At 49.1% G+C, this 21,678-nt stretch carries 17 protein-coding genes; 10 read left to right on the top strand and 7 right to left on the bottom strand.

Annotated features, from left to right (window positions below):
- The first annotated feature begins 26 nt into the window (after window positions 1-26).
- Complete coding sequence (locus tag ACOQOZ_RS05475; RefSeq protein WP_420591270.1) at window positions 27-1,058, top strand: AraC family transcriptional regulator; 1,032 nt, start codon at window positions 27-29, stop codon at window positions 1,056-1,058.
- 180 nt (window positions 1,059-1,238) lie between these two features.
- Here ACOQOZ_RS05475 and ACOQOZ_RS05480 read toward each other — a convergent pair whose 3' ends face one another.
- The gene (locus ACOQOZ_RS05480) at window positions 1,239-2,117 is read right to left on the bottom strand and encodes an MBL fold metallo-hydrolase (RefSeq protein ID WP_420591271.1); all 879 of its coding nucleotides are present in this window, start codon (window positions 2,115-2,117) and stop codon (window positions 1,239-1,241) included.
- A gap of 178 nt (window positions 2,118-2,295) precedes the next feature.
- On the opposite strand from ACOQOZ_RS05480, the gene ACOQOZ_RS05485 reads away from it, so the two are divergent.
- Window positions 2,296-3,738: a DEAD/DEAH box helicase gene (locus ACOQOZ_RS05485; protein WP_420591272.1), complete on the top strand. Its 1,443-nt coding sequence runs from the start codon at window positions 2,296-2,298 to the stop codon at window positions 3,736-3,738.
- A 36-nt stretch (window positions 3,739-3,774) separates the two neighbouring features.
- Here the strand turns inward: ACOQOZ_RS05485 and waaC are convergent, their stop codons facing one another.
- Entirely contained in the window at window positions 3,775-4,797 is a 1,023-nt protein-coding gene (waaC, locus tag ACOQOZ_RS05490; RefSeq protein ID WP_420591273.1) for a lipopolysaccharide heptosyltransferase I, read from the bottom strand.
- 93 nt (window positions 4,798-4,890) lie between these two features.
- On the opposite strand from waaC, the gene ACOQOZ_RS05495 reads away from it, so the two are divergent.
- The 4 genes from ACOQOZ_RS05495 (at window position 4,891) to ACOQOZ_RS05510 (ending at window position 9,431) form a co-directional block, all read left to right on the top strand.
- Entirely contained in the window at window positions 4,891-5,889 is a 999-nt protein-coding gene (locus tag ACOQOZ_RS05495) for a lysylphosphatidylglycerol synthase transmembrane domain-containing protein (protein ID WP_420591274.1), read from the top strand.
- Between the two features lie 127 nt (window positions 5,890-6,016).
- Window positions 6,017-7,075, top strand: a complete 1,059-nt coding sequence (locus ACOQOZ_RS05500; RefSeq protein WP_420591275.1) for a glycosyltransferase family 2 protein — start codon at window positions 6,017-6,019, stop codon at window positions 7,073-7,075.
- Between the two features lie 3 nt (window positions 7,076-7,078).
- Window positions 7,079-8,659 carry an ArnT family glycosyltransferase gene (locus tag ACOQOZ_RS05505; protein WP_420591276.1) on the top strand — a complete coding sequence of 527 codons (1,581 nt, stop codon included), beginning with the start codon at window positions 7,079-7,081 and terminating at the stop codon, window positions 8,657-8,659.
- On the top strand, window positions 8,649-9,431 hold the full coding sequence (locus ACOQOZ_RS05510; protein ID WP_420591277.1) for a phosphatase PAP2 family protein: 783 nt from the start codon (window positions 8,649-8,651) through the stop codon (window positions 9,429-9,431). Before ACOQOZ_RS05505 ends, ACOQOZ_RS05510 begins: the two co-directional genes overlap by 11 nt.
- A 50-nt stretch (window positions 9,432-9,481) precedes the next feature.
- Here ACOQOZ_RS05510 and ACOQOZ_RS05515 read toward each other — a convergent pair whose 3' ends face one another.
- A complete protein-coding gene (locus tag ACOQOZ_RS05515) occupies window positions 9,482-9,730 on the bottom strand; it encodes a hypothetical protein (protein ID WP_420591278.1) in 249 nt (82 codons plus the stop codon).
- 177 nt (window positions 9,731-9,907) lie between these two features.
- Here ACOQOZ_RS05515 and fabB point away from each other — a divergent pair, with 177 nt between their 5' ends.
- Both fabB and ACOQOZ_RS05525 read left to right on the top strand, forming a co-directional pair.
- Entirely contained in the window at window positions 9,908-11,119 is a 1,212-nt protein-coding gene (gene fabB / locus ACOQOZ_RS05520; protein WP_420591279.1) for a beta-ketoacyl-ACP synthase I, read from the top strand.
- A gap of 257 nt (window positions 11,120-11,376) precedes the next feature.
- Complete coding sequence (locus tag ACOQOZ_RS05525) at window positions 11,377-16,296, top strand: biotin carboxylase N-terminal domain-containing protein (protein WP_420591280.1); 4,920 nt, start codon at window positions 11,377-11,379, stop codon at window positions 16,294-16,296.
- Window positions 16,297-16,381: 85 nt separating this feature from the next.
- Here ACOQOZ_RS05525 and ACOQOZ_RS05530 read toward each other — a convergent pair whose 3' ends face one another.
- Together ACOQOZ_RS05530 and ACOQOZ_RS05535 are read right to left on the bottom strand one after the other, a co-directional pair.
- The gene (locus ACOQOZ_RS05530) at window positions 16,382-16,723 is read right to left on the bottom strand and encodes a hypothetical protein (RefSeq protein WP_420591281.1); all 342 of its coding nucleotides are present in this window, start codon (window positions 16,721-16,723) and stop codon (window positions 16,382-16,384) included.
- Between the two features lie 205 nt (window positions 16,724-16,928).
- Window positions 16,929-17,516: an OmpW/AlkL family protein gene (locus ACOQOZ_RS05535; protein WP_420591282.1), complete on the bottom strand. Its 588-nt coding sequence runs from the start codon at window positions 17,514-17,516 to the stop codon at window positions 16,929-16,931.
- A gap of 282 nt (window positions 17,517-17,798) precedes the next feature.
- Here ACOQOZ_RS05535 and ACOQOZ_RS05540 point away from each other — a divergent pair, with 282 nt between their 5' ends.
- Entirely contained in the window at window positions 17,799-19,562 is a 1,764-nt protein-coding gene (locus ACOQOZ_RS05540; RefSeq protein ID WP_420591283.1) for a hypothetical protein, read from the top strand.
- Here the strand turns inward: ACOQOZ_RS05540 and pdxH are convergent.
- Window positions 19,559-20,200 (bottom strand): pyridoxamine 5'-phosphate oxidase, encoded by a 642-nt coding sequence (pdxH, locus tag ACOQOZ_RS05545; protein WP_420591284.1) that lies wholly within the window; start codon window positions 20,198-20,200, stop codon window positions 19,559-19,561. The genes ACOQOZ_RS05540 and pdxH overlap by 4 nt on opposite strands.
- 48 nt (window positions 20,201-20,248) lie before the next feature.
- Window positions 20,249-21,130: a 1,4-dihydroxy-2-naphthoate octaprenyltransferase gene (menA, locus tag ACOQOZ_RS05550; protein WP_420591285.1), complete on the bottom strand. Its 882-nt coding sequence runs from the start codon at window positions 21,128-21,130 to the stop codon at window positions 20,249-20,251.
- A gap of 84 nt (window positions 21,131-21,214) precedes the next feature.
- Here menA and ACOQOZ_RS05555 point away from each other — a divergent pair, with 84 nt between their 5' ends.
- Entirely contained in the window at window positions 21,215-21,676 is a 462-nt protein-coding gene (locus tag ACOQOZ_RS05555; RefSeq protein ID WP_420591286.1) for an RDD family protein, read from the top strand.
- Window positions 21,677-21,678 lie beyond the last annotated feature (2 nt).

The following is a 21,678-nucleotide window of genomic DNA, read 5'->3' on the forward strand; positions in this document are numbered from 1 at the left end:
AGAAAAAGTAGTAAATTCAGCCACCCATGATTGATACGGATTCTCTTGGTACCGCTTCGGCGAATGCAATTCGGCAATACCTGCGTGCTGCCCAGGATTACGATATCCAGGCAGAAGATGCCCTGAACGCTGCCGACCTGCCGCTGGGCATTATTGATAACTCGGTTGCCCGGGTGAAAGGGCGTGCCTTTCAAACCCTGATCCGCTGGTTAATAGAACAGACCAATGACCCTTTATTCGGCCTGAAAAGTGCGCGCTACGTTCAGCCAGGCTCCTACAGCCTGGTGGGCTACATGGCGATGAATTCCCGCACCGCACGCGAAGCCTTACATCTGACGCCGGAATACGAAGCCATTGTTGGCGATATGGGCATTACCAAAATCGAAAAGCACGGCCCTCATCTGGCCATGCGCTGGGTTTGTCAGTACGACGATCCGATTGTCCGCCCCCATATGATTGATAACGTATTAGGCTCATGGCTGCTATTCGCCCGTTGGTTAGCGGATATGGAAGATGGCAAACCCGAGGCGGTTTTATTCGAGCGCCCGGCTCCGGATGCCGACCTGCTGCCTGCCTATGAAGAAATCTTTGGCTGCCCACTGGAGTTCAACGCTGGCAAAAGTGCGCTGATTTTCCCTGAACATGTATTAGATACCCCGCTGCGCCAACCAGACCCTCTGCTATTGAGCAATCTGGAGCAACAAGCCAGTTCCGTCATGTCAGAGATCCAGGAGCGCCATCCGATCGTGATGCAAACCCGCACCCTGTTACGCACCCTGATGGATGAAGGTATTCCACGCCGGGAAAAAGTGGCAGAACAGTTGGGAATTACCGAGCGCACATTACAACGCCGCTTACAGGATGCTGGCACTGGTTATCAGCAACTATTGGATGATCTGAGGCAGGAAACAGCAACCGAATGGTTAACCAGCACAGAAATGCCAATTAATGATATCGCGTTGAAATTAGGTTTTAGTGAAGCACGCTCTTTCCATCGGCGTTTTAAGACCTGGACTGGTATTACGCCGGGTGAATATCGTTTGCAGCATGGTAAATAAATTTTATCTAGATGCCTGGGAAATGCTGAAGAGTATTTTTCAAAAGTAGCAACAAGCTCATTCAGCACATCCATGTGCTTCACCCTTCGGGCAGCTCCGCTGTGCAAAAATGCGATCCTGCATTTTTGTGTCGCGTGCTTTTGAAAAAACACTCACTACAGTTTTTAATATTGGAAGCGATTACTTACGGCCTATTTCAATCGCCTGACGCACTAAATTCCCTTTAGAAATATTGTAGCGTGACAGTTTCGATAACATATCCTCTGGCCCTACCAGCTTCTCGATCACCTGCTCTTCCGTTAAACCTTCAGCAGAATACGCAGCTGCCTTTTGGCACATTGCTTCCAGGTTGTTTAATTTATCTTGTAACGCCGCTTTGCCATCTTCAACAATGCCATTATGCGGACAGAACACAATTTCGAAATCCAGTTTTAACAGCTTGCGCAAGCCGTCCATTAATTGCTCTAAATTTTCATCGGCACGCATATATTTCAATGAACGGGAAATATACATATCGCCGCTGAATAAATATTTTTGTTTGGGCAAAAACAAGCAGGTTAAATCTTTTGCATGCCCGGGTGTATGCACTGCGATAACAGGACTGCCATCAGTTAAGGTAAATTCTTCTGGCATCGTATCCGTTTTTGCCGGAACTGGGCTCCCCCAGATTAGTTTCTGCATCACCGGCGTTTTAAAACCAGAAGCAATTTTCGCCTGCCCCAATGCCGGAGCCAATGGCACGATACCTTTCATTTCAGCAATACGCTGGGTATTACCGGCATGGTCTTCATGATGATGGGTTATCAGCAACTGCTGAATATCGGTGTCTTTAAGCTGGAGGCGAATATCCTTCCATTGGTTCGTCGGCCCGGTATCAATCAACGTATTGCCAATCCGATAGAGAATAAAGGTGGTGTTTATGCCCAGATTAAAACGGCCGACACGGAAGCCATAGACGCTGTCATCTCCACGATCATATTGATAAAACTTACGAACCGGCATGGAAAACTCTCGATAAATCACACAACGATCCAGTATGTCGTCTGAGTCAGGTAACACAATGGCCATTCAGCCAAAGATAGCTAGCGAAAAGTGTCAGCACCATCGTCTTCAACAACAAAAAACGCTATACTCCGCCGTCATTTTTTACACCCCTGATGTTGCGATATTCGCCCAGACTGCCTGTACTACAGTCTCTGAGCCCGCCGAGCGACCATCACGCCACCCGAGAGCCACTATGTCATTTGCCGAACTGGGATTATCACCTGCCATTCTTGAAGCTGTTGCCGAACAGGGTTACGACAAGCCTTCACCGATTCAGGAAAAAGCCATCCCTGCGGTCTTAACCGGTCAGGATGTGATGGCGGCGGCACAAACCGGTACCGGAAAAACAGCCGGCTTCACCCTGCCAATCCTGGAAAAACTCAGCGCTGGAGAACGTGCGCGGGCGAACCAGGTCCGTGCGCTGATAGTTACCCCAACCCGCGAGCTGGCGGCCCAGGTGGGCGACAACGTCCGTGCTTATTCTGAGCACCTGCCACTGACCTCAGCCGTGGTATTTGGCGGCGTAAAGATCAACCCACAAATGATGCGTATGCGCCGTGGTGCCGATGTACTGGTGGCAACTCCGGGGCGCCTGCTGGATTTGTATCAGCAAAATGCCGTGCGTTTTAAACAGCTGGAAGTGTTGGTACTGGATGAAGCCGACCGTATGTTAGACATGGGTTTTATCCACGATATTAAAAAAATCCTGAATATCCTGCCGAAAGAACGCCAGAACCTGCTGTTCTCCGCTACTTTCTCCGATGAAATCAAAGATCTGGCGAAACGCCTGACCAACAATCCAGTTGAGATTTCTGTTACTCCACCCAACAGTACAGCGAAACGCGTCGATCAGTGTATTCATCCGGTTGATAAGAAACAGAAGTCTGCTCTGCTTGCACACTTAATCAAAGAAAACAACTGGCAGCAGGTTCTGGTATTTTGCCGCACCAAACACGGTGCAAACCGCCTGACCAAATACCTGGAAGAAAAGAAAATTAAAGCCGCCGCCATCCACGGCAACAAAAGCCAGGGGGCACGCACCCGGGCACTGGCGGAATTCAAATCCGGCGACATTCGCGCATTAATCGCCACCGACATTGCCGCTCGTGGTATCGATATTGATCAACTGCCCCAGGTGGTTAACTTCGACCTGCCGAACGTCGCGGAAGATTACGTCCACCGCATTGGCCGTACCGGTCGTGCCGGTGCCGCAGGTAACGCTGTATCGCTGGTTTCAGCAGACGAATTTAAAGAGTTATCTCAGGTTGAAAATCTGATTGGCAAGTTGCTGGAACGAGATTACATTCCGGGGTTTGAGCCGATTCACGAGATTCCACAATCGACATTACGCGCTAAACCGAAAAAGCCTAAGAAACCCAAAAAGCCTAAGGCTCACTCAGATCACAGAGATGGCCAGCGCAGCGGTGAGAAAAAGCACCACTCACAAGGCAAATCAACAAATTCAAACGGCAATCAAAAACGCGGTACCACCGGTAATAAAACGTCAGGAAATTCGGAGAATAAAAATTCTCCCTGGGAAAAGTCTGGCGCCACCAAACGCAAGGTTGAAGGTGCGGCTAACAAAAACACTAATAAACCGATGCGCAAACCTCAAAAAAGAAAACCGGCTAATTAAGCCGGTTTTCTTCTAAGGCATTATGCGTCGCTGAATCTAATATTCAGCGATAACACCGGTTAAATAATCAAACACCCGCTGAGGTGAAATCTCGCGATAACACGGCGGCTGAATATCGCCCGGCTCGTTTAACAAGCATTTTTTCGACAAACACGGCGCGCAATTCATTTCGCTTTTCATAACTTCAACCTGCGGGCCAAGCACACCAGTCAGGGTGGCGGAAGTCGCTCCGTAAATCGCGACAGAAGGCACTTCAAGTGCGGCAACAACATGAGACAAACCGGTATCAACGCCAACAACGGCCTGAGCATAAGCGAGGTACGCATTGAGATCGTTTAAGCCCATTTTTGGCAATACAGACACACCGTCAATACCATCAGCAATGCGTTCGGCTCGTTGTTTCTCTTCGTCGTTACCCCAGGGAAGCATTACCTGCTTACCGGAATTGGTAACCAGCTGTGCTAATTGCTTCCAGTAGCCTTCCGGCCACAACTTGGTGATCCAGGTGGTTCCATGCAGGAATACCCAATAATCACCCTGTACATCAGGACGCTGCCAACGACCACGATCAACGCCGTAAGATAAAGAATCAGGAACCTGATACCCCAACACCTGAGCGAATAACTGACGTACCCGGGGAATGGCATGTTGCCCCTTCGCGATTGCTTGCGGGAATTGATACGCCTTAGCCGCCAGAGGTTCACGACAGGAGTTTTTATCCAGACCATAGCGCGGGCCATTGGCCAAACGCGTAAATACTGCACTTTTGATAAGGCCCTGAGCATCAAGCACGATGTCGTATTGTTCACTCTTTAACTGCTGGCGAAACGCCTTCATTTCCTGGCGATTGTGTTTATTAAACAGGTTCTTGCGCCAACGGCGCCAGGCAACCGGGATCACCCTTTTAACCGCCGGGTGCCAGGTGGGTATATCAGCAAATCCTTCTTCGACCAGCCAGTGAAACTCGATGTCCGGCAGTGTTTGCCAGGCATCTTCTATCGCCGGCAAGGTGTGAAACACATCTCCCAGGGAGGAAGTTTTGACTACTAATACTTTCAAGGCACACGTCTCATCAGAATCACAGCAGGCCGCAGTTACGGCCGCCAATCACGGTAGAGGCGAACTTTACGTGATTTCGTCAGTTATTCAAACTTGACTTTAACGACACCAACCGCAACCATCCGCCCTCTTTGTCAGGGCTGTGAGCGAGTCGGGGAACAATTGTTAAAGTCGTGGAAATTCTGGGCCGGCGTGGCCCTGTTAGTTGGCCTGATCATTCTGGTAGAAAGCAGTTTCGGCTGGCATTCGGTATTAGTCAGCTGGCAGCTGATTCCAGCGCAATCGCTGTTGATTGCAGTGCTGTTGATGCTGGTAAGTTATTTATTACGCGCCCTGCGTTTTTATGATTTTTTTCATCAGTACTGCCGCGGTCATTTTACCCTGCTGACACGCATTACGGTTTTACATAACTTCTTTAACAACCTGCTGCCGATGCGCAGTGGCGAAACCGCCTTCCCACTATTAATGAAACAACATTTCGACTTGCCGTATCGCCATAGCGCTCCGGCACTGTTGTGGCTCAGATTGCTCGATTTATATGCTTTATTAGTACTGGCCGTTGTATCACTGCAAAGCCTGTTGCCTCTCAGCGAGCAAACTCGCTGGCTAATCAGCGGAGCGTTACTTGCTGCACCATTAATTGTCTTGCCACTGCAAAACCGGGTGGAAACGTTTCTGAATCAACACCCTGCTGGCTGGTCAGATAAAGTAGCCGAGCTGATGCACGCACTGCCTAAGTCTCCATGGCCGTTTGTCCGGGCTCTGTTCTGGACTCTGATTAACTGGGCATTAAAGCTGGCGGTTTACGCCTGGTTGTTGCAGCAGTTTTTACCCATGCCATTTAACCAGAGCTGGATTGGCGCCACTGCCGGAGAGTTATCCAGCGTTCTCCCCATTAATGGACTGGCGGGCGCAGGCACGTATGAAGCCGGCATCGTTGCCGGATTAATCCCATGGGGACTGGATAAATCGCAGGCTCTCGCGGCCGCAGTGAATCTGCATTTATTTGTGCTTGGCAGTACCTTTATTCTGACGGGCTTGATTGCTTTGCTCACTATTCGTACAGCGAAGAATCGCCCAGCGCATCATTAAAACACTCTGTTGCACCATCACAGCCCTTCCCAGCCTGACGTTGACACGACTTTAGTTTTCACTGCTCAGGCTTTTGGGTATTATCCCCCAACTTTTTTATAATTATCGGTACAGAGTGGTATCTACCTTGACTGAGGCAACAACACCATCCTTATCCGTTGTCATTCCAATGTTCAACGAAATTGACAACGTTTCCCCTATGGTTGCTCGTGTACACGAGGGACTGGCTGATTATCAGGGAGCATGGGAACTGCTGGTCGTTGATGACGGCAGTACCGATGGCACCCCGCAAGCTCTGCATAAAGAGACTGAAAAATACGGCACTCACGTGCGCGTGATCGAGCTGCGTCGTAACTTCGGCCAGACTGCTGCCATGCAAGCTGGTATTGATGAAGCCCGTGGTGAACTGATTGCCACATTAGATGGCGATCTGCAGAACGACCCAGCCGACATTCCCCGCATGGTTGACCACCTGATTGAAAATGATCTGGACCTGTTAACCGGCTGGCGCAAAAACCGTAAAGATGACCTGGTGCTGCGTAAAATCCCATCCCGCATCGCTAACCGCTTAATCGGTAAAATCACCGGTGTGCGCATCAATGACTACGGTTGCTCACTGAAAATCTATAAATCATCGGTCATCAAACAGGTTCGTTTGTACGGTGAAATGCACCGCTTTATCCCGGCCTGGGTCGCTGCGGTTGTGCCGCCAAGCCGTATTGGTGAGATTGTGGTTAAACACAATGCGCGTGTGGCAGGCGAATCCAAATACGGTATTTCGCGTACTTTCCGCGTTATTCTGGACCTGCTGTCGGTTTACTTCTTTATGCGTTACCGCGCACGTCCGGGCCATTTCTTCGGTTCAATTGGTCTGGCACTGGGTTCCGTTGGTGGTTTATTACTGGCTTATCTGGGCTTCCTGAAAATCTTCCTCGGCGAAGACATAGGCACCCGTCCGCTGTTCCTGATCTCGGTTGTGTGTGTCATTGCGGCACTGCAATTCCTGACCACCGGGGTATTGTCTGAGCTGATTTCACGAACCTACTTCGAATCATCGCAGCGTCAGCAATACGTGATCTACAACCGTGATGCTGAATGTGATGACGAAGAAACCTGTTGGGCAAACTCGTCAGAAATGAAACAGCCAACCGCACCAGCGGCAGACAGCAACACGGAAAACAGCTGATCCATGCGAAACCTCTCTGTCCCTTACTGGCTGATAGCCGCCCTGATTGCATTTTTCTTTATGAATCTGGGCGGCTACCTGCTGTTCGATCACGATGAAGGGGCTTTCAGTGAAGCAACCCGTGGCATGTTCGAACGTGGTGACTTTATCACCACCTACCTCAACGATCGGGTGCGTTTCGACAAACCTATTTTGATTTATTGGCTGCAGGCCGCCTCCATTGCCGTATTTGGCAATGAGGTCTGGGCGTTCCGTCTGCCTTCTGCATTAGCGGGCATTGGCTGGTCACTGGCAATTTTCTATTTTTGTCGCCGCTTCCTGAATCAGGACATTGCTGTTACCGCAGCACTGGTTGCAGCAGCTGCGCTGGGCATTAATATGATTGCCCACGTGGCCACAGCCGACGCGGTATTAAATGTTATTCTGGCCACCACCATGTTGTGCATGTATCGCTACACGGTTGAGCCTTCGAATAAGCTGCTGTTTATCATCTATGCCCTGATGGGGCTAGGCGTGTTAACCAAAGGGCCGGTTGCTGTTGCGATTCCGTTGATGGTATCTGCAATCTTTTTTATCTGGTCAGGCATGCGTGACGCATTTATTAAAGCCATCTTCTTTTTCCCGGGCTGGATTCTGTTCTTATTGATTGCAGCGCCCTGGTACATTCTCGAATACATGGCACAGGGTCAAGCGTTTATCGACGGCTTTATTCTGAAACACAACGTCAATCGCTTTAACAATGCGATGGAAGGCCATGATGGTGGACCTTTCTTCTACTTGTTGTTCCTGCCATTTATCCTGGCTCCGTTTGGCGCCCTGCTGGTGCGAATTGTACCGAGCCTTAAAACCATTCGTCAGCGTGATGGCGAACCGGCGGATTTACTGAACCGTTATTTGTGGATTTGGTTTTTAGTAGTTCTGGTGCTGTTCAGCGTCGCCAGCACTAAATTACCGCACTACATTTTATACGGTGTTACTCCTCTGGTTATTCTGATGGCGCGTTATCGTCACTGGCTGAAAAGCCGCATTCTGACGCTGATTTTTCCGTCACTGCTGTTTGCTGTATTTACCGCGTTCCCGCTGTTGATTCCGGGCATTATCGATGGCCTGACAAACCCTATTGAGATTGCAGCAGCCAATCGTGCAGCAGAATTTATCAATCAGGATTTTGCCATTCTGGCGGCGCTGACCTGGATCATATCCGCCGCTCTGATTTTATGGCCGCGCATCAGCCCGTGGTTTTCACTGGTACTGACAGGTGCCTTGCAGTCGGCTTTTGTCTGGTTTGTTTTTGTACCGGCGATTAGTGAGGCGCAACAGCGTCCGGTTTGGGAAGCCGCTCAGTTTGCCAAAGAGCTGAATCAGCCGGTTGTGACTCAATCGATTGATATGCCGAGTTTTAACGTCTACCTCGATAAATGGACTGAGCGCCGCCCACTGCAACCTGGTGAGATTGGTTACGCCCGCGAAGACCGCCTGAAGGATACCGGCGACATTGATGTGTTATTCCAGTCGGGGCCGATCATGATTATTCGACGTAGAACGGCGGAAGAAAATGCGTCAGGTATCATCAATGCACAATAACAACGTCCTGTTGCGCCCGGTACTGTTTACCGGTGCGGTGCTTATGTTAGTAGCAGCGGCCGTCATCGCAGCAACAGGTACCAATCAGGCCATCTTCCTCAGCTGGAATGAAGCTGGCTCTGCCCTGCCACCGGCTATCTGGGCCAATCTGACGTTAATGGCGGATACCCTATGGGCCATTGCCCTACTGCTTGCTGTTGCGGTTTATCGTCCGAGAATGCTGACACAATCATTGTTATTGCTGATCATTGGCGGTATTGCCGTTCATATTTTCAAACAAAGCCTTAATCTGCCACGACCTCCTGCCGCATTGGAAGCTGGCAGCTTTAACCTGATTGGTCCGGCTCTGAAAAACGAGAGTTTTCCTTCAGGACATGCTTTTACTGCGCTGAGTTGCGCCACATTAATTGCGCTGAATACTTTGCGCCCGGCATTGATCGTTTTTGTCATGATCATGGGTGTTTTGGCTGCACTCAGCCGGGTGATGGTTGGCGCACATTGGCCGGTCGATATTTTAACTGGCGGTGGTGCCGGTATCGCGACTGCCATTTTTTGCGTGTACCTGGAAAGCCACTTTAAGGCATTTCAGGCACATGGTTGGAAGTTTGCGAGTGTTATCTTGCTGACATTAGCGACCGTCGCGCTAGCATTTCATGAAGACCGATACCCTGACACTCAGGCACTGGGAGTAATCACCAGCGTCACCGCTTTGGTGATCGCCGTACGTCAATTCTGGTTGCCATTTATTCGTTTATTACGACCTTCGGTATAACCGCTTAAAGCCCTGCTTGTTCAGGGCTTTAAATTGCTGAGCATCGATACTCAGGATCCAAATAAGTCGAAGGTAATTCCGCCGTCATCTCCCTGGTCGAGCCAGCCTTGTGGCTTGGAAAATGTCTGCTCCATTTGTTGCGCCAGTGAGTCAGGGATTTTACGTTTAGCACTTTCACCAATCATGGCTTCAAGCTTAACCTCATCCACTCCCAAGCAAGCCGCCATGGTTTCAACGTCCAGTGCATTTTCCAGCATAAGCTCCTGAACACGCTGCCAGCGCACACCTTTTTCAGCCATTTCGAATACAACCTTTAACCTTTGATTAACAACCTGATGTCAATAATATTTTTCTTTATGCCTTTTCCACCACTGCTATATAGTGGAGCGCAGAAATATTAGTTGAAGCTGAAATATTACCTCAATCTTTCGGTAATATGCTGGCAAGAATTTAAAAAACACAAGTTGAGATTAGATATGCGTCGAGTAGTTGTTACAGGTATGGGCATCGTGGGTTGTCTGGGCAACAATAAAGAAGAAGTTTTGGCTTCATTGCAGGCTCAGCGCTCCGGTATTTCCTTCCAGCCTGAATATCAGGAAATGGGCTTTCGCAGCCATGTCGCCGGCAAACCGAATATTGACCTGGCGGAACATATTGATCGTAAATTAAAGCGCTTTATGGGTGACTCGGCCGCGTATTCGTATCTGTCGATGAAAGAAGCCATCGCAGACGCTGGCCTGCCTGAAGAAATCGTTAGCAACCCACGTACCGGTCTGGTTACCGGCTCTGGTGGTGCTTCTTCTTCAGACATCGTTGAATCCGTTGATATCCTGCGTGAAAAAGGCATTCGTAAGGTTGGCCCTTATCGTGTGACCCGTACCATGGGCTCGACGACTTCTGCCAACCTGGCAACCCCGTTCTCGATTAAAGGCGTGAACTACTCCATGACCTCCGCGTGTGCCACCAGTGCACATTGTATTGGCCATGCAATGGAACTGATTCAATGGGGTAAGCAAGACGTGGTATTTGCCGGTGGCGGCGAAGAAGAGCACTGGAGCCTCAGCGCCCAGTTTGATGCCATGGGCGCATTATCCAGCAAATATAACGACACACCAGAAAGCGCTTCCCGCGCGTATTGCTCCACCCGTGATGGTTTTGTGATCGCTGGCGGTGGCGGCATGTTGGTATTAGAAGAATATGAACACGCGGTAGCCCGTGGTGCGACCATTTACGCCGAACTGGTTGGCTATGGCGCAACCTCCGATGGCGCTGATATGGTCGCCCCTTCCGGCGAAGGTGCTGTGCGCTGCATGCAAATGGCGCTGGAAATGGCTGACAACCCGGAGATTGATTACCTGAACACCCACGGCACCAGTACGCCGGCTGGCGACATTACTGAATTAAAAGCCGTTGGTGAAGCATTTGGCGAACAACGCCCTCCAATCAGCTCCACCAAATCACTGACCGGCCACTCTCTGGGCGCTGCAGGCGTTCAGGAAGCTATTTACAGCTTATTAATGCAACAACACGGCTTTATTACCGGTAGCGCCAACATCGAAGCCATCGATGAAGGCACAGAAGGATTTGATATCGTCACCAAAAACCGTGAAGCCCAATTAACTACCGTAATGTCGAACAGCTTTGGATTTGGTGGCACCAACGCCACCCTGATATTTAAGGCCGTTTGATTATTAAAGGAATGTCAATATTGCTGTGATGACGTTGTTCACTTACCGCAAAAAATGACATACTCAGTCGCTGTACAAGGCATTAGCTGTTTTCAGGAAAAAGCGCTGCTGACATCCGTCGGCAGCCAGCTTTCAGCGGAGCCAATACCGTCCCCGAAAAATGAATGCCAACTCAATATTTTTTAGTTTTTTCCGGTCAACCCCGTTTCATCTGACTTTGGTTGATCTCGCTTTGGCACAGTATGGATTTAGTTACAATGACAGACCAACAGGCACCCAGTTCCATCGACAACGAACAGGCCCATATTGATCAGCTGTTTTTGAAAGCTGAACAGCTTTCTGCTGACTTTTCTCTTTTCCCGGAATTCGAAGACAACCCGATTGATCACACAGTAAAAGGCTTAATTGCTCCGGAACGGTGTGACAGCGAACGCGAGCGTTTATCCGGCTTAAATATCGATGATTATATCGAGCAGGTTGTTTCTCCCAGTGAAAACAACCAGCGTATTGGTGCAAAAGCGATTGTTCAGCACCTGATTCTGCGCACGATTACCGAACTGGAAGACGGCCCGTTATATACCTGTGAAGCCGATATGGACTTCAATGGTAAGGTTCGTCGTGTTGGCTTTATCTGCCAGAACCGTGAACACAACAATGGCGTTTGGGGTCCTCAGCACCACAACAAAGCCGCCGAGCAGGTTCGTGCTTTTGCTCAGCGTGCGATGCCAATTGTTACGTTTATCGACACCCCCGGAGCAGACGCGGGCGAAGCCGCCAATGCTGGTAACCAGGCGCATTCGATTTCGCACCTGATTACTGAAATGGCCAACAACGATGTACCAACTCTGGGTATTATCTGGGGTGCGGGTTATTCCGGTGGTGCTATCCCACTGGCAACAACCAACATTTTGTTATCCGTCCGTGATGGTATCTTTAACACCATTCAGCCTCAGGGTCTGGCCAGTATTGCGCGCAAGTACAACTTGTCCTGGCAAGAATGTGCAAAATATGTGGGCGTTTCCGGATTCGAATTAAAAGAAGCCGGCATCATCGATGGCATTATCGATTACGCCCCAAGCGATGCTGACGAAAAACGTTACAACCTGCACCAGGCTGTGGTGACGGGCATTGAGTCCATCGAAGCAAGTTCGGCAGAATTTGCCCGCAATAATCCGTATCTGATGGATCACTACAAGCGCAGTATTGATCGCTTCCTGGAACCATCCGATAAACTGGAAAAAGTGCAGCGTGATGCCAACTTTTTCCTGGCGGAAACGCCAACCGAACACCTGAACATCTTTGGCCTGACGTATCGTTATACCCGCTACCTGACTCTGCGCCGCCGTATTCACGCCACCAGCGTTGAAAATTATGGCCGCCTGGCGGAAAAAGAAATTCCGGAAGGCCAGCTGCAACAACGCAACGAGCGTGAAGCGCAACGCAAATTCCAGAACTGGATCCAGGCGCCGGAAAAAATCGTTTACGACGACGCTCTGCACAAAAGCTGGAAAACCTTCTGGAGCAAGTACGAAGAGCGCGATGAAAGCCGTTCAACTATTGCTCGTTTGTTCTTCGGTGAACCAAAAGATAATTACCTCAAGGCCAAACAGGACCTGTGCTTTAACCTGGGTCTGTATCTGTTTAACCGCTGGAAAGCCGACGCTCCGGTTAATTTCCAGGGCCTGCTTAATTATCTGGAAGACTACAAGCAAAGCCGCTTTATGCTGCGTGCGAACGATATTCTCGATACCGAAGCCGTTGCAGATTTTATCGAAAATAACCCGCACCCACTGGCTGTGTATATTCGTGAAGTACTGCCACACGAAACCCGCCAGGACCTGACCACTGAAATGGCCGGTGAACAGGCCAAAGGTGCGTTAAAGCAATCAATTGCCAGTGCGCTGAATACCGTACTGCAACACGAACTTATCCCGGAAAATGTCCGTGACGAACTGAAGTTATCAACCCGCACGGAAGCCATCGCCAACAGCGTGGCAGTGGCTAAAGTTGAAGCGAATCGTCGCATTCTGGAAGAAGCACTGGCCCCTTATATTCAGTTCCGCCAGGAAAACATCCAGAACCCGGCACACCCTGATATCACCATCCTGGATGCGATTCTGCACGACGAACTGCGATACGAATTCAGCCAGGTTTGCCAGAACATGCTGGTGTTTGGTCAGCTGTACGATAACTTTATCTACAACCTGGTAAACGTTGCCAAAGAAGCGAACGAAACCCGCGCGCTTTCCAGCGATGCGGTGAAAGAATTACTGGATAAGTCACTGGCAGAAGCCACTTCCGGTGACAGCTATACCCCGCAGGAACGCGAATCCTTTAACCACTGGTTGAGCTACTTCATTAAGAGCTCTGCCCGTGTCGAATTCCTGAAGTCGGTTGAAGAATGGAAGAAACTGGCCTTCCCTCGCCTGTCAGACACCCTGTTTGTTGTTATTACCTTTATCTTTGAAAAACTGCTGGCGGAATACCACGAAGCCGAGCAGGAAGGTAAAAACTATAACGGCCGTATTAATCCGGTTTCCATTGGTCGTCGTAAAGACTTCTGGAACCGTCTGACCATGGGCTACCACGACCTGCTTATTCAACAGGTTCTGGATGACACTAAACGTCAGAAGAAAACCACTCCGGCTGCATTAATCGAACGCTTCTTCGCCGATTTCGATGAAATTAACGGTTCGCTGATGTCTGCTGATCCGGTTTCATTCCCGGGCTTCCGTAGCTCCATCGAAGGTGCGTTAAATAAAGACGAAAAACCATGCGGCGTATTAACCGGTATCGGCACCATTAAAATTGGTGATCGCCAACAACGCGTTGGTGCGCTGGTTTCCAACCTGAATTTCCAGGCGGGCGCCTTCGATATGGCCAGTGCCGAGAAGTTCTGCAAGTTGATGGTCGAGTGTGCTCGCCAGCAACTGCCGATCGTTTGCTTTGTATCTTCTGGTGGTATGCAAACTAAAGAAGGTGCAGCAGCCTTATTCTCCATGGCGATCGTTAATGACCGCATCACCCGCTTTGTTCGAGACAACGACCTGCCATTAGTGATCTTTGGTTTTGGTGATTGTACCGGTGGCGCACAGGCGTCGTTTGTGACTCACCCACTGGCGCAAACCTATTACTTCTCCGGCACCAACATGCCGTTTGCCGGTCAGATTGTCGTACCAAGCTACCTGCCAAGTACGTGTACCCTGTCGAACTACTTATCGGTTTCTCCGGAATCGATGGACGGTCTGGTACAACATCCGTTCTTTGATGACCTCGACAGTCGCCTGCGTGCGATTGACCCGGATATGCCAACCGCGCGTCATACCGTCGATGACGTTCTGGATCGCGTACTTCAGGGTTATGTCACCGCCGAACGTTTTGCCCCAGACACGGGTGACGCGGCCAACGAAAGCAAGAAATACGGCAATATCGATAAAGTATTGGTGCATGCCCGTGGCTGTACTGCCGTTAAGCTGATCCGTAAGGCTCAGGAAAACGACATCAAAGTTGTACTGGTTCAGTCCGACCCGGATATGGACTCAGTGCCGGTCGACATGTTGGGGCCTGAAGATCGCGTGGTGTGTATCGGTGGTAATACGCCAGACGAATCCTACCTGAACGCCAAATCGGTGCTGCGTGTTGCTCATCATGAAGGCATTGATGCGTTACACCCGGGTATTGGCTTCCTGTCAGAAAGCAGCCAGTTTGCCGCCCTGTGTGGTAACCACGATATCAATTTTGTTGGCCCGCCGGTTTCATCAATGGAAACCATGGGTAATAAGTCCAACGCCATTAACACCGCAATGCGTGTAGAAGTTCCGGTTGTACCGGGTTCACATGGCATTCTGACCAGCTCTGCCAATGCCGCCAGCGTGGCTGATGAGATTGGTTACCCGGTACTGTTAAAAGCGGTACACGGTGGTGGTGGTAAAGGCATTCAGGTGGTGGAATCTCCGGATAAGATTCATAGCTTGTTCCATCAGATTTCGACCGAAGCAAAAGCGGCCTTCGGTAACGGTGACGTCTACCTGGAAAAATACGTTACATCATTGCGCCATATTGAAGTGCAGGTGTTACGCGACAGCCATGGAAACACCAAGATTCTGGGTCTGCGCGACTGTTCGGTGCAGCGTAATAACCAGAAGATTTTCGAAGAGTCCGGCTCTACGATGCTGCCACGTGAGCTGGAACAAGGTGCATACGATTTTGCCGCCAAACTGGCAGATGCCGTTAACTACGTTGGCGCCGGTACCGTTGAATTTATCTTCGATCTCGACAACGACACCATCTACTTTATGGAGATGAACACACGTCTGCAGGTTGAGCACCCAGTAACTGAGCTGGTATCTGGTATTGATATCGTCAGCACTCAGTTCAAGATCGCCCAGGGCGAAGCCATTGACGATCTGAAGCCAGTGGCCAACGGTTATGCTATCGAAGTTCGTGTTAACGCTGAGAAAGCAGTCCGCAAAGGCGATGATGTTGAGTTTGTACCAACACCGGGTCGAATTCGCGAATGTATATTGCCGGAAGAAGACTATATTGAGCTGATCTCAATGGCAGCACCTGGCAAGCAGGTATCGCCATTCTACGACAGCATGGTGACTCAGATTATCTGTTACGGTAAGGATCGTGACGATACCATTGCCAAGCTGCGTGAGTATCTGGAACGGGTTCGTATCACGGGTGTATGCACCAATATTCCATTGCTGAAACGCGTTCTGGATGATGAGGTATTCCAGAAAGGTATCTACGATACAACCTATCTGCCGCAATTCCTCGACCGTATGGACGTAGATGCGTTGATCAGTGATATCGAAGAGGCCGCTGATTTATCCGCAGATGCCGTTGATGCTTCCGCGCTGGCCATCGAAGGCTCTGACGAGTTGAAAGTACTGTCGCCAAGCACCAGTATCTTCTACGGCTCCGCATCACCAACGGAACCTCCGTTTGTGAAAGAAGGTGACATCATCAGCATTGACCAGACTCTGTGCCTGATGGAAGCGATGAAGATGTTTACCCCGCTCAACCTGAAACAGTTCAACCGCGCCGGCGCTGAGCTTTACCCTGCTAAGCAGCAGTTTAAAGTCACCCGGATTATGAACTCGGATGGCCAACAAGTGAACCAGGGCGACCTGCTCTATGTGGTCAAACCTGTTAATGCAGAGCCTGCCTGATCAGGTCCTGCAATCGAACATAAAAAACGCCACTATTAAGTGGCGTTTTTTATGTCTGATCAAATACGATTTTCGGGTCTGGAGCTTATAAACCGGCGGTGCACTCGAACACACAAATCTGATCCCGGGTGGACGCAGAGCAACTGCAGTCGCTCTGATCATCCATACATTCCTGCGGCATACGATAAACAGCACTGGTTGGATCTGCAGCTCCCTCTGCTGTTACGACATCCAGATCGGCGACAACAGAACAGGCATTGATGAATCGTTCACTGACTTCCACCACTTCAATACTCACTGGTTGGCTGGCAGCCTGAAGCGCTTTGAACTTCTGATACTCGTTTTGATGGTCATTTCCATATGCCTGCGTTGTAAAACAAACAATATTAATAACAAAGAATGAGACAATTAATTTGATATTCAACATATAGCGTCCTGATATGAATTGCTATTATCAGATGCCGCAATTATGTCTGTAACAGAATTGAAATATCAAGATTTTATATCTATAGGAAAAGTAAAATACATCAAGACATTATTGATAACTATTTACGTTAATAAGAAAGATATAAAAAAACCACGCATATGCGTGGTTTTTTTATATCTTTCTTATTAGTGCTTAAAAGTTCAAATCAGAACTTCATACCTGCACCGACCATAAATACCAGCGGGTCGATTTCTACATCTTTACCACCTTCATTCAGTTCGGAATCAATATCAATTTTCCAAACTGCAACATTCGCCATGAACTTGTCATCGATGTCATAGTTCATACCGGCAGACAGAGCTAAACCAGTGCTTTTGCCCAGGTGGTTAACGATACCATCTTCATCAAAGAAGAACGTGTGGTTAATACCTAAACCGACGTACGGCTGAATCTTAGACGCCGGATCCATCGGGTAGTATTGAGCAGAAATGGTTGGTGGCAGGTGTTTGGTAGTCGCCACTTTTTTACCATTCAGCTTAATATCGTGTTTAAACGGGGTTGCCGCCAAAACTTCCACACCAATTTGTGGGGTTACCATGTAAGTAGCAGTAATACCCAGCTGAGTGTCACTTTCAACTTCTACGGTACCTGCACCAGCCAGTTTAAGATTGTCATCTTTAGGAGCTACGTGAGCAATACCAGCTTTAACAATGATATCACCAGCGTCATACGCCAGAGCAGGCATCGCAGATACAGCAACAGCGCTTGCTAACAGGGTTTTTAACAGTTTCATTAAGCACTCCTTAATTTTGTGCGTCTTCATAAGATGAGTGCAGATTAAAGAACTGTGACTGCACCATTTTGATACAAATCAATAATAAAGAGCCCAGTTCCCGACATGCCGTGAGGATATTGCACCAGATCAACAAATACAGATATTTACATCACCTGCTGATAAACTGGCACGAATATTACTTTGGTATTACAAAGCAACGGATGAAGAATCTCCCAACGGAGATACCCTGCCCCTGCCAGAGTAGCTATAGTTAAAGCATCGCTGTTTGGGATAACCGCTTTGAATAGCCTGACTGAGTCTGAAAAAAATAATCGCCGCCACGTCGGTATCACACTGCTGTCTTATCTGTTGGCGTTCAGCTTTGTTATTACCCTGGCGACGTCCGGCTTTATTCTGCTGAGCGACTATAAGCGTGGTGTCAGTGAATATGAGACCAACGGCCAGCAAATTCAGAACAGCTATCAGCAAAGTATCAGTTACAGCTTATGGAATTTCGATACCCGCCAGATTGAGTCTCAGCTGGAAGGTATTCTTAACTTTCCCGGCGTTGTCTATGTCTACATTGAGACACAGAATAATCTGATCCACAGCGCCGGGGATGTATTAAGCCGCACCGATCAGCGCCATTCCTTTCCGTTGAATTATCAGAACTCGGGAAAAGAATATAATCTCGGCAATCTGCATATCGATATCAATTACGCTGACCTGTATGACGAATTACAGGAAAAGGCTGTACAGATTCTTTTAACCCAGTTTATTAAAACTTTCTCGGTATCGATTTTCCTGTTGGCCATTGTCCGGGCGTTAATCACCCAACGGTTACGGATTATGTCGAACTGGGCCAGCCGCTTTTCTCTCGATAACCTGGAGTCGGCATTAACCCTGAATAGTCGCTCAGAGAAACAGGACGAACTGGATCTGGTAGCTGCTGCCATTAATAAAATGCGCAACACGTTAAAAGCCGACATGGTCGAGCGCGAAAAAAGTAAGGCACAGTTAGAAGAGACCAAAGAGCAGCTCTCGATTGCGGTTGATAACGCTGCTCTCGGGCTTTGTCAGTACAACAGCCAGGAAGACAAGATCAGCTGCAACCATCATTTCGCCCAACTTCTTGGCAGTAACCAGAAAGAGCTGGAAGCCAGCGAACATCCGATGGAAAAATTCCGCGAGCTGTTTCATGGTGAGCAAAGTGTTGAGTTGAGAGAACGTTTTAATCAATTGTTATTCGGCCGGGTCAATCGGCTGCAAACCTGTATTCAGGTGATTAATCTGAATCAGGAAGAGAAGTTTCTTGATACCACCATCCAGGTTATCTCGTACCACGAAAGCCGGCCATTGGATATTTTGTTGTGCCTGGTGGATAAAACCAAAGAGCAGATTGCTACCCGCAAAGCTCAGGAACTGGCGATTAATCTGGAAAATAAAGTCGCGAAACGCACTGAAGAGCTGTACGAAGAACAGCAACGTGCGAAAGCCAATATCCAGAAATTGACCGGTCAACTCGAGCGCTTCCAGCAAAGTCAGATGAACCAGTTGAATACCCGCTTTAATATTTTACTGTTGGAATATCTGAAAACAGAAAACCACACAATGCTCGATCTGTTGGGCCAGTATCTGGACCTAGAGATCAATCACCCTCCGCGCAGTCTCGATCTGAGTTCCATGCTGCGAGTCTGGCTGCAACAACATCACCAGTTAAGCGCGGTCACCATTCATGAAGATTTTCCACTGTCACTGATATTGGAAGAGAACGACAAGCTGATTGCCTTTCTACTGAATTGTCTGATTTTGCAGGAGCCACTGCTGAAGGTTACCGACGCATTAACACTGCGTCTGACTCTGAGAGGAGACCTTGCTTGTCTGGCGATGACGTTTGCCACCACAAACAACACGAATATTGATGACAGCCCATTACCAGAAGCATGGCTGCTCTGTGACTACATTGTCGGCAGCCAACTGCAGGGAGAATTAACCCGCCATGTGCAGGCAAATGAACTGCAGGTTGAGTTCAGCTTCTCCCTCAGTAGGAGTCACGAGCATTAAGGATTCAGGCGTTGTTTTTGCCAGCCACCATTACCGTCGGCATTGTACTCAACCCGATCGTGTAAACGATGTGCACCACCCTGCCAGAATTCCATACGCTGCGGTTTGATTCGATAACCACCCCAGTAGCCCGGCAGCGGTACATCCTGCCCTTCAAACTGTTCTGATACAGCGGCAAATTTGTCTTCTAATTGCTGACGGTTTTGCAAAGGTCGGCTTTGGGCGGACGCCCAGGCACCCAGCTGACTTTCCCGCGGTCGGGAATGGAAGTAACGCTCGGCATCTTCACGGGAAATTTTCTCGACTTCGCCCTGAATCTGAACCTGGCGTTCCATATTGATCCAGAAGAAATGCAGAGCCGCTTTACCATTTTCGGCCAGTTGCTGACCCTTGTTGCTCTCATAGTTGGTAAAGAACACAAAGCCCTGTTCGTCATACCCCTTTAACAACAAAATACGCTGCCACGGCTGACCATTCTCATCACAGCTGGCCATCGTCATAATGGTTGGCTCAGGAGGATTGGTTTCACGGTACTGCTCAAACCAGGCATGAAACTGAGTGATCGGATCCGGAGCACAGGTCTCCTCGTCCAGCCGCCCTTGGGTATATTCTTTACGTATATCAGCGATATCTACCATAACAACCTCGTTTATTTCTATCTGCACCTATTGTGAAAAAACAGGCGATTAAATCCAATGATCTGCAACAACAACCAGGCTGTAAATCAAACAAAACACGGCAGTCTGCGCTAACTGCTGATTCAAAGCCACACCTTCACGGCGATACAATTTTCGCCATAAAGCAGCGCTGATTAGACATAAGAAGATGGCAGACAAGCTGAACTGCAAGTGCCACAGCGATGCAGAAAACAGCAGCAATCCATAGAAAACTCGACCCCAATCCGTGCCGATGATAACAATCAATGTGTGCTTGCCCGCTGCCCGGTCACTGCTGACGTCACGGATATTATTGACCAGCATAATGGCAGCGGTCAGTGCCCCCATCGCCGCACCGTATCCCCAAACAGAATCACTGATTTCCGGGTGCTGTAAATAGAAGCCACCAACAACGGCTAGCAAACCAAAAAACAAAAAGACCGTCACTTCACCCAGCGCATGAGACGCCAACGGAAACGGCCCGGCACTGTAAGCCAATGCAGCGAGAATACTGAGACTACCCAGCAATAAAAACAGCCAGCCGCCATAAGCAACTAACACCAGCCCCAATAAACTGGCGAGGCTCAGAACAAGGATCAGGCCTCGACGCAACTGTTGCACAGTCAGCCATCCGGACTGCGCAGCTCTGGCAGGCCCTAACCGATCAAGGCCATCAACACCGGCCTCAAAATCAAAAACATCATTCGCCAGGTTAACGCCAATTTGTAATAACAAAGCACAGCCTGAAATGACAGCTGCCAGAAACCAGGAGAATTGGCTGGCAGCCTGCCACGCCAGGAACTGACCGAGAATCACCGGCGCAAGCACGGCCGGCAATGTTTTCAGCCGGATAGCGGCAATCCAGCCACGCCAGGCTGGCATTTGATCGTTCAGAGGTTGATTGTTATGCATCAATATTCAGCGTTCTGCAGTGTTTTGTTATGATGTCGGCGTTTTTTACGCTCAGTAGCAAGCCCAACCAATAACTGGAAGTCTATGTCTGATACCAACTATGCAACGGCACCATTAATCCGGCGCCTGGCCGCTATGATCTATGATGGTCTGATTTTGATTGCACTTTATATCATGGCAGGCTTTGCTGTGGTCGCCGTGATTAAAGCCACCAATAATAATCAATTCCCGGGGGAACTGCCCGCGGCCGTTAATTTGTCGCTGATGTTTATCATTGCATTCTTTTACTACAGTGACTCATGGCGTCGCCGTAATGGTCAGACAGTCGGTATGAAAGCCTGGGGACTGAAACTAGTGAATGACAACGGCGGCATGTTACAACTCAGTCAATGCATGCTCCGTGTTGGTATTGGCTTCTTTTCCCTGGCAACCTTTGGACTCGGTTTTTTCTGGGCGTTAATCGACAAAAAACAACGCAGCTGGCACGACATTGCTTCTGTCAGCCATCAGGTTTTTATTCCCAAAGAAATGCGCCAGAAGAAGTAACG

The sequence above is a fragment of the Bacterioplanoides sp. genome (genome assembly GCF_965219715.1).
GTDB lineage: Bacteria > Pseudomonadota > Gammaproteobacteria > Pseudomonadales > Oceanobacteraceae > Bacterioplanoides.

What these genes read in the sequence shown, in the direction of transcription:
- pdxH (WP_420591284.1), bottom strand. Translation starts at nt 20,200, where the DNA reads ATGGTAGATATCGCTGATATACGTAAAGAATATACCCAAGGGCGGCTG.
- ACOQOZ_RS05555 (WP_420591286.1), top strand. Translation starts at nt 21,215, where the DNA reads ATGTCTGATACCAACTATGCAACGGCACCATTAATCCGGCGCCTGGCC.
- ACOQOZ_RS05535 (WP_420591282.1), bottom strand. Translation starts at nt 17,516, where the DNA reads ATGAAACTGTTAAAAACCCTGTTAGCAAGCGCTGTTGCTGTATCTGCG.
- menA (WP_420591285.1), bottom strand. Translation starts at nt 21,130, where the DNA reads ATGCATAACAATCAACCTCTGAACGATCAAATGCCAGCCTGGCGTGGC.
- ACOQOZ_RS05505 (WP_420591276.1), top strand. Translation starts at nt 7,079, where the DNA reads ATGCGAAACCTCTCTGTCCCTTACTGGCTGATAGCCGCCCTGATTGCA.
- ACOQOZ_RS05475 (WP_420591270.1), top strand. Translation starts at nt 27, where the DNA reads ATGATTGATACGGATTCTCTTGGTACCGCTTCGGCGAATGCAATTCGG.
- ACOQOZ_RS05530 (WP_420591281.1), bottom strand. Translation starts at nt 16,723, where the DNA reads ATGTTGAATATCAAATTAATTGTCTCATTCTTTGTTATTAATATTGTT.
- ACOQOZ_RS05485 (WP_420591272.1), top strand. Translation starts at nt 2,296, where the DNA reads ATGTCATTTGCCGAACTGGGATTATCACCTGCCATTCTTGAAGCTGTT.
- ACOQOZ_RS05515 (WP_420591278.1), bottom strand. Translation starts at nt 9,730, where the DNA reads ATGGCTGAAAAAGGTGTGCGCTGGCAGCGTGTTCAGGAGCTTATGCTG.
- fabB (WP_420591279.1), top strand. Translation starts at nt 9,908, where the DNA reads ATGCGTCGAGTAGTTGTTACAGGTATGGGCATCGTGGGTTGTCTGGGC.
- ACOQOZ_RS05525 (WP_420591280.1), top strand. Translation starts at nt 11,377, where the DNA reads ATGACAGACCAACAGGCACCCAGTTCCATCGACAACGAACAGGCCCAT.
- ACOQOZ_RS05510 (WP_420591277.1), top strand. Translation starts at nt 8,649, where the DNA reads ATGCACAATAACAACGTCCTGTTGCGCCCGGTACTGTTTACCGGTGCG.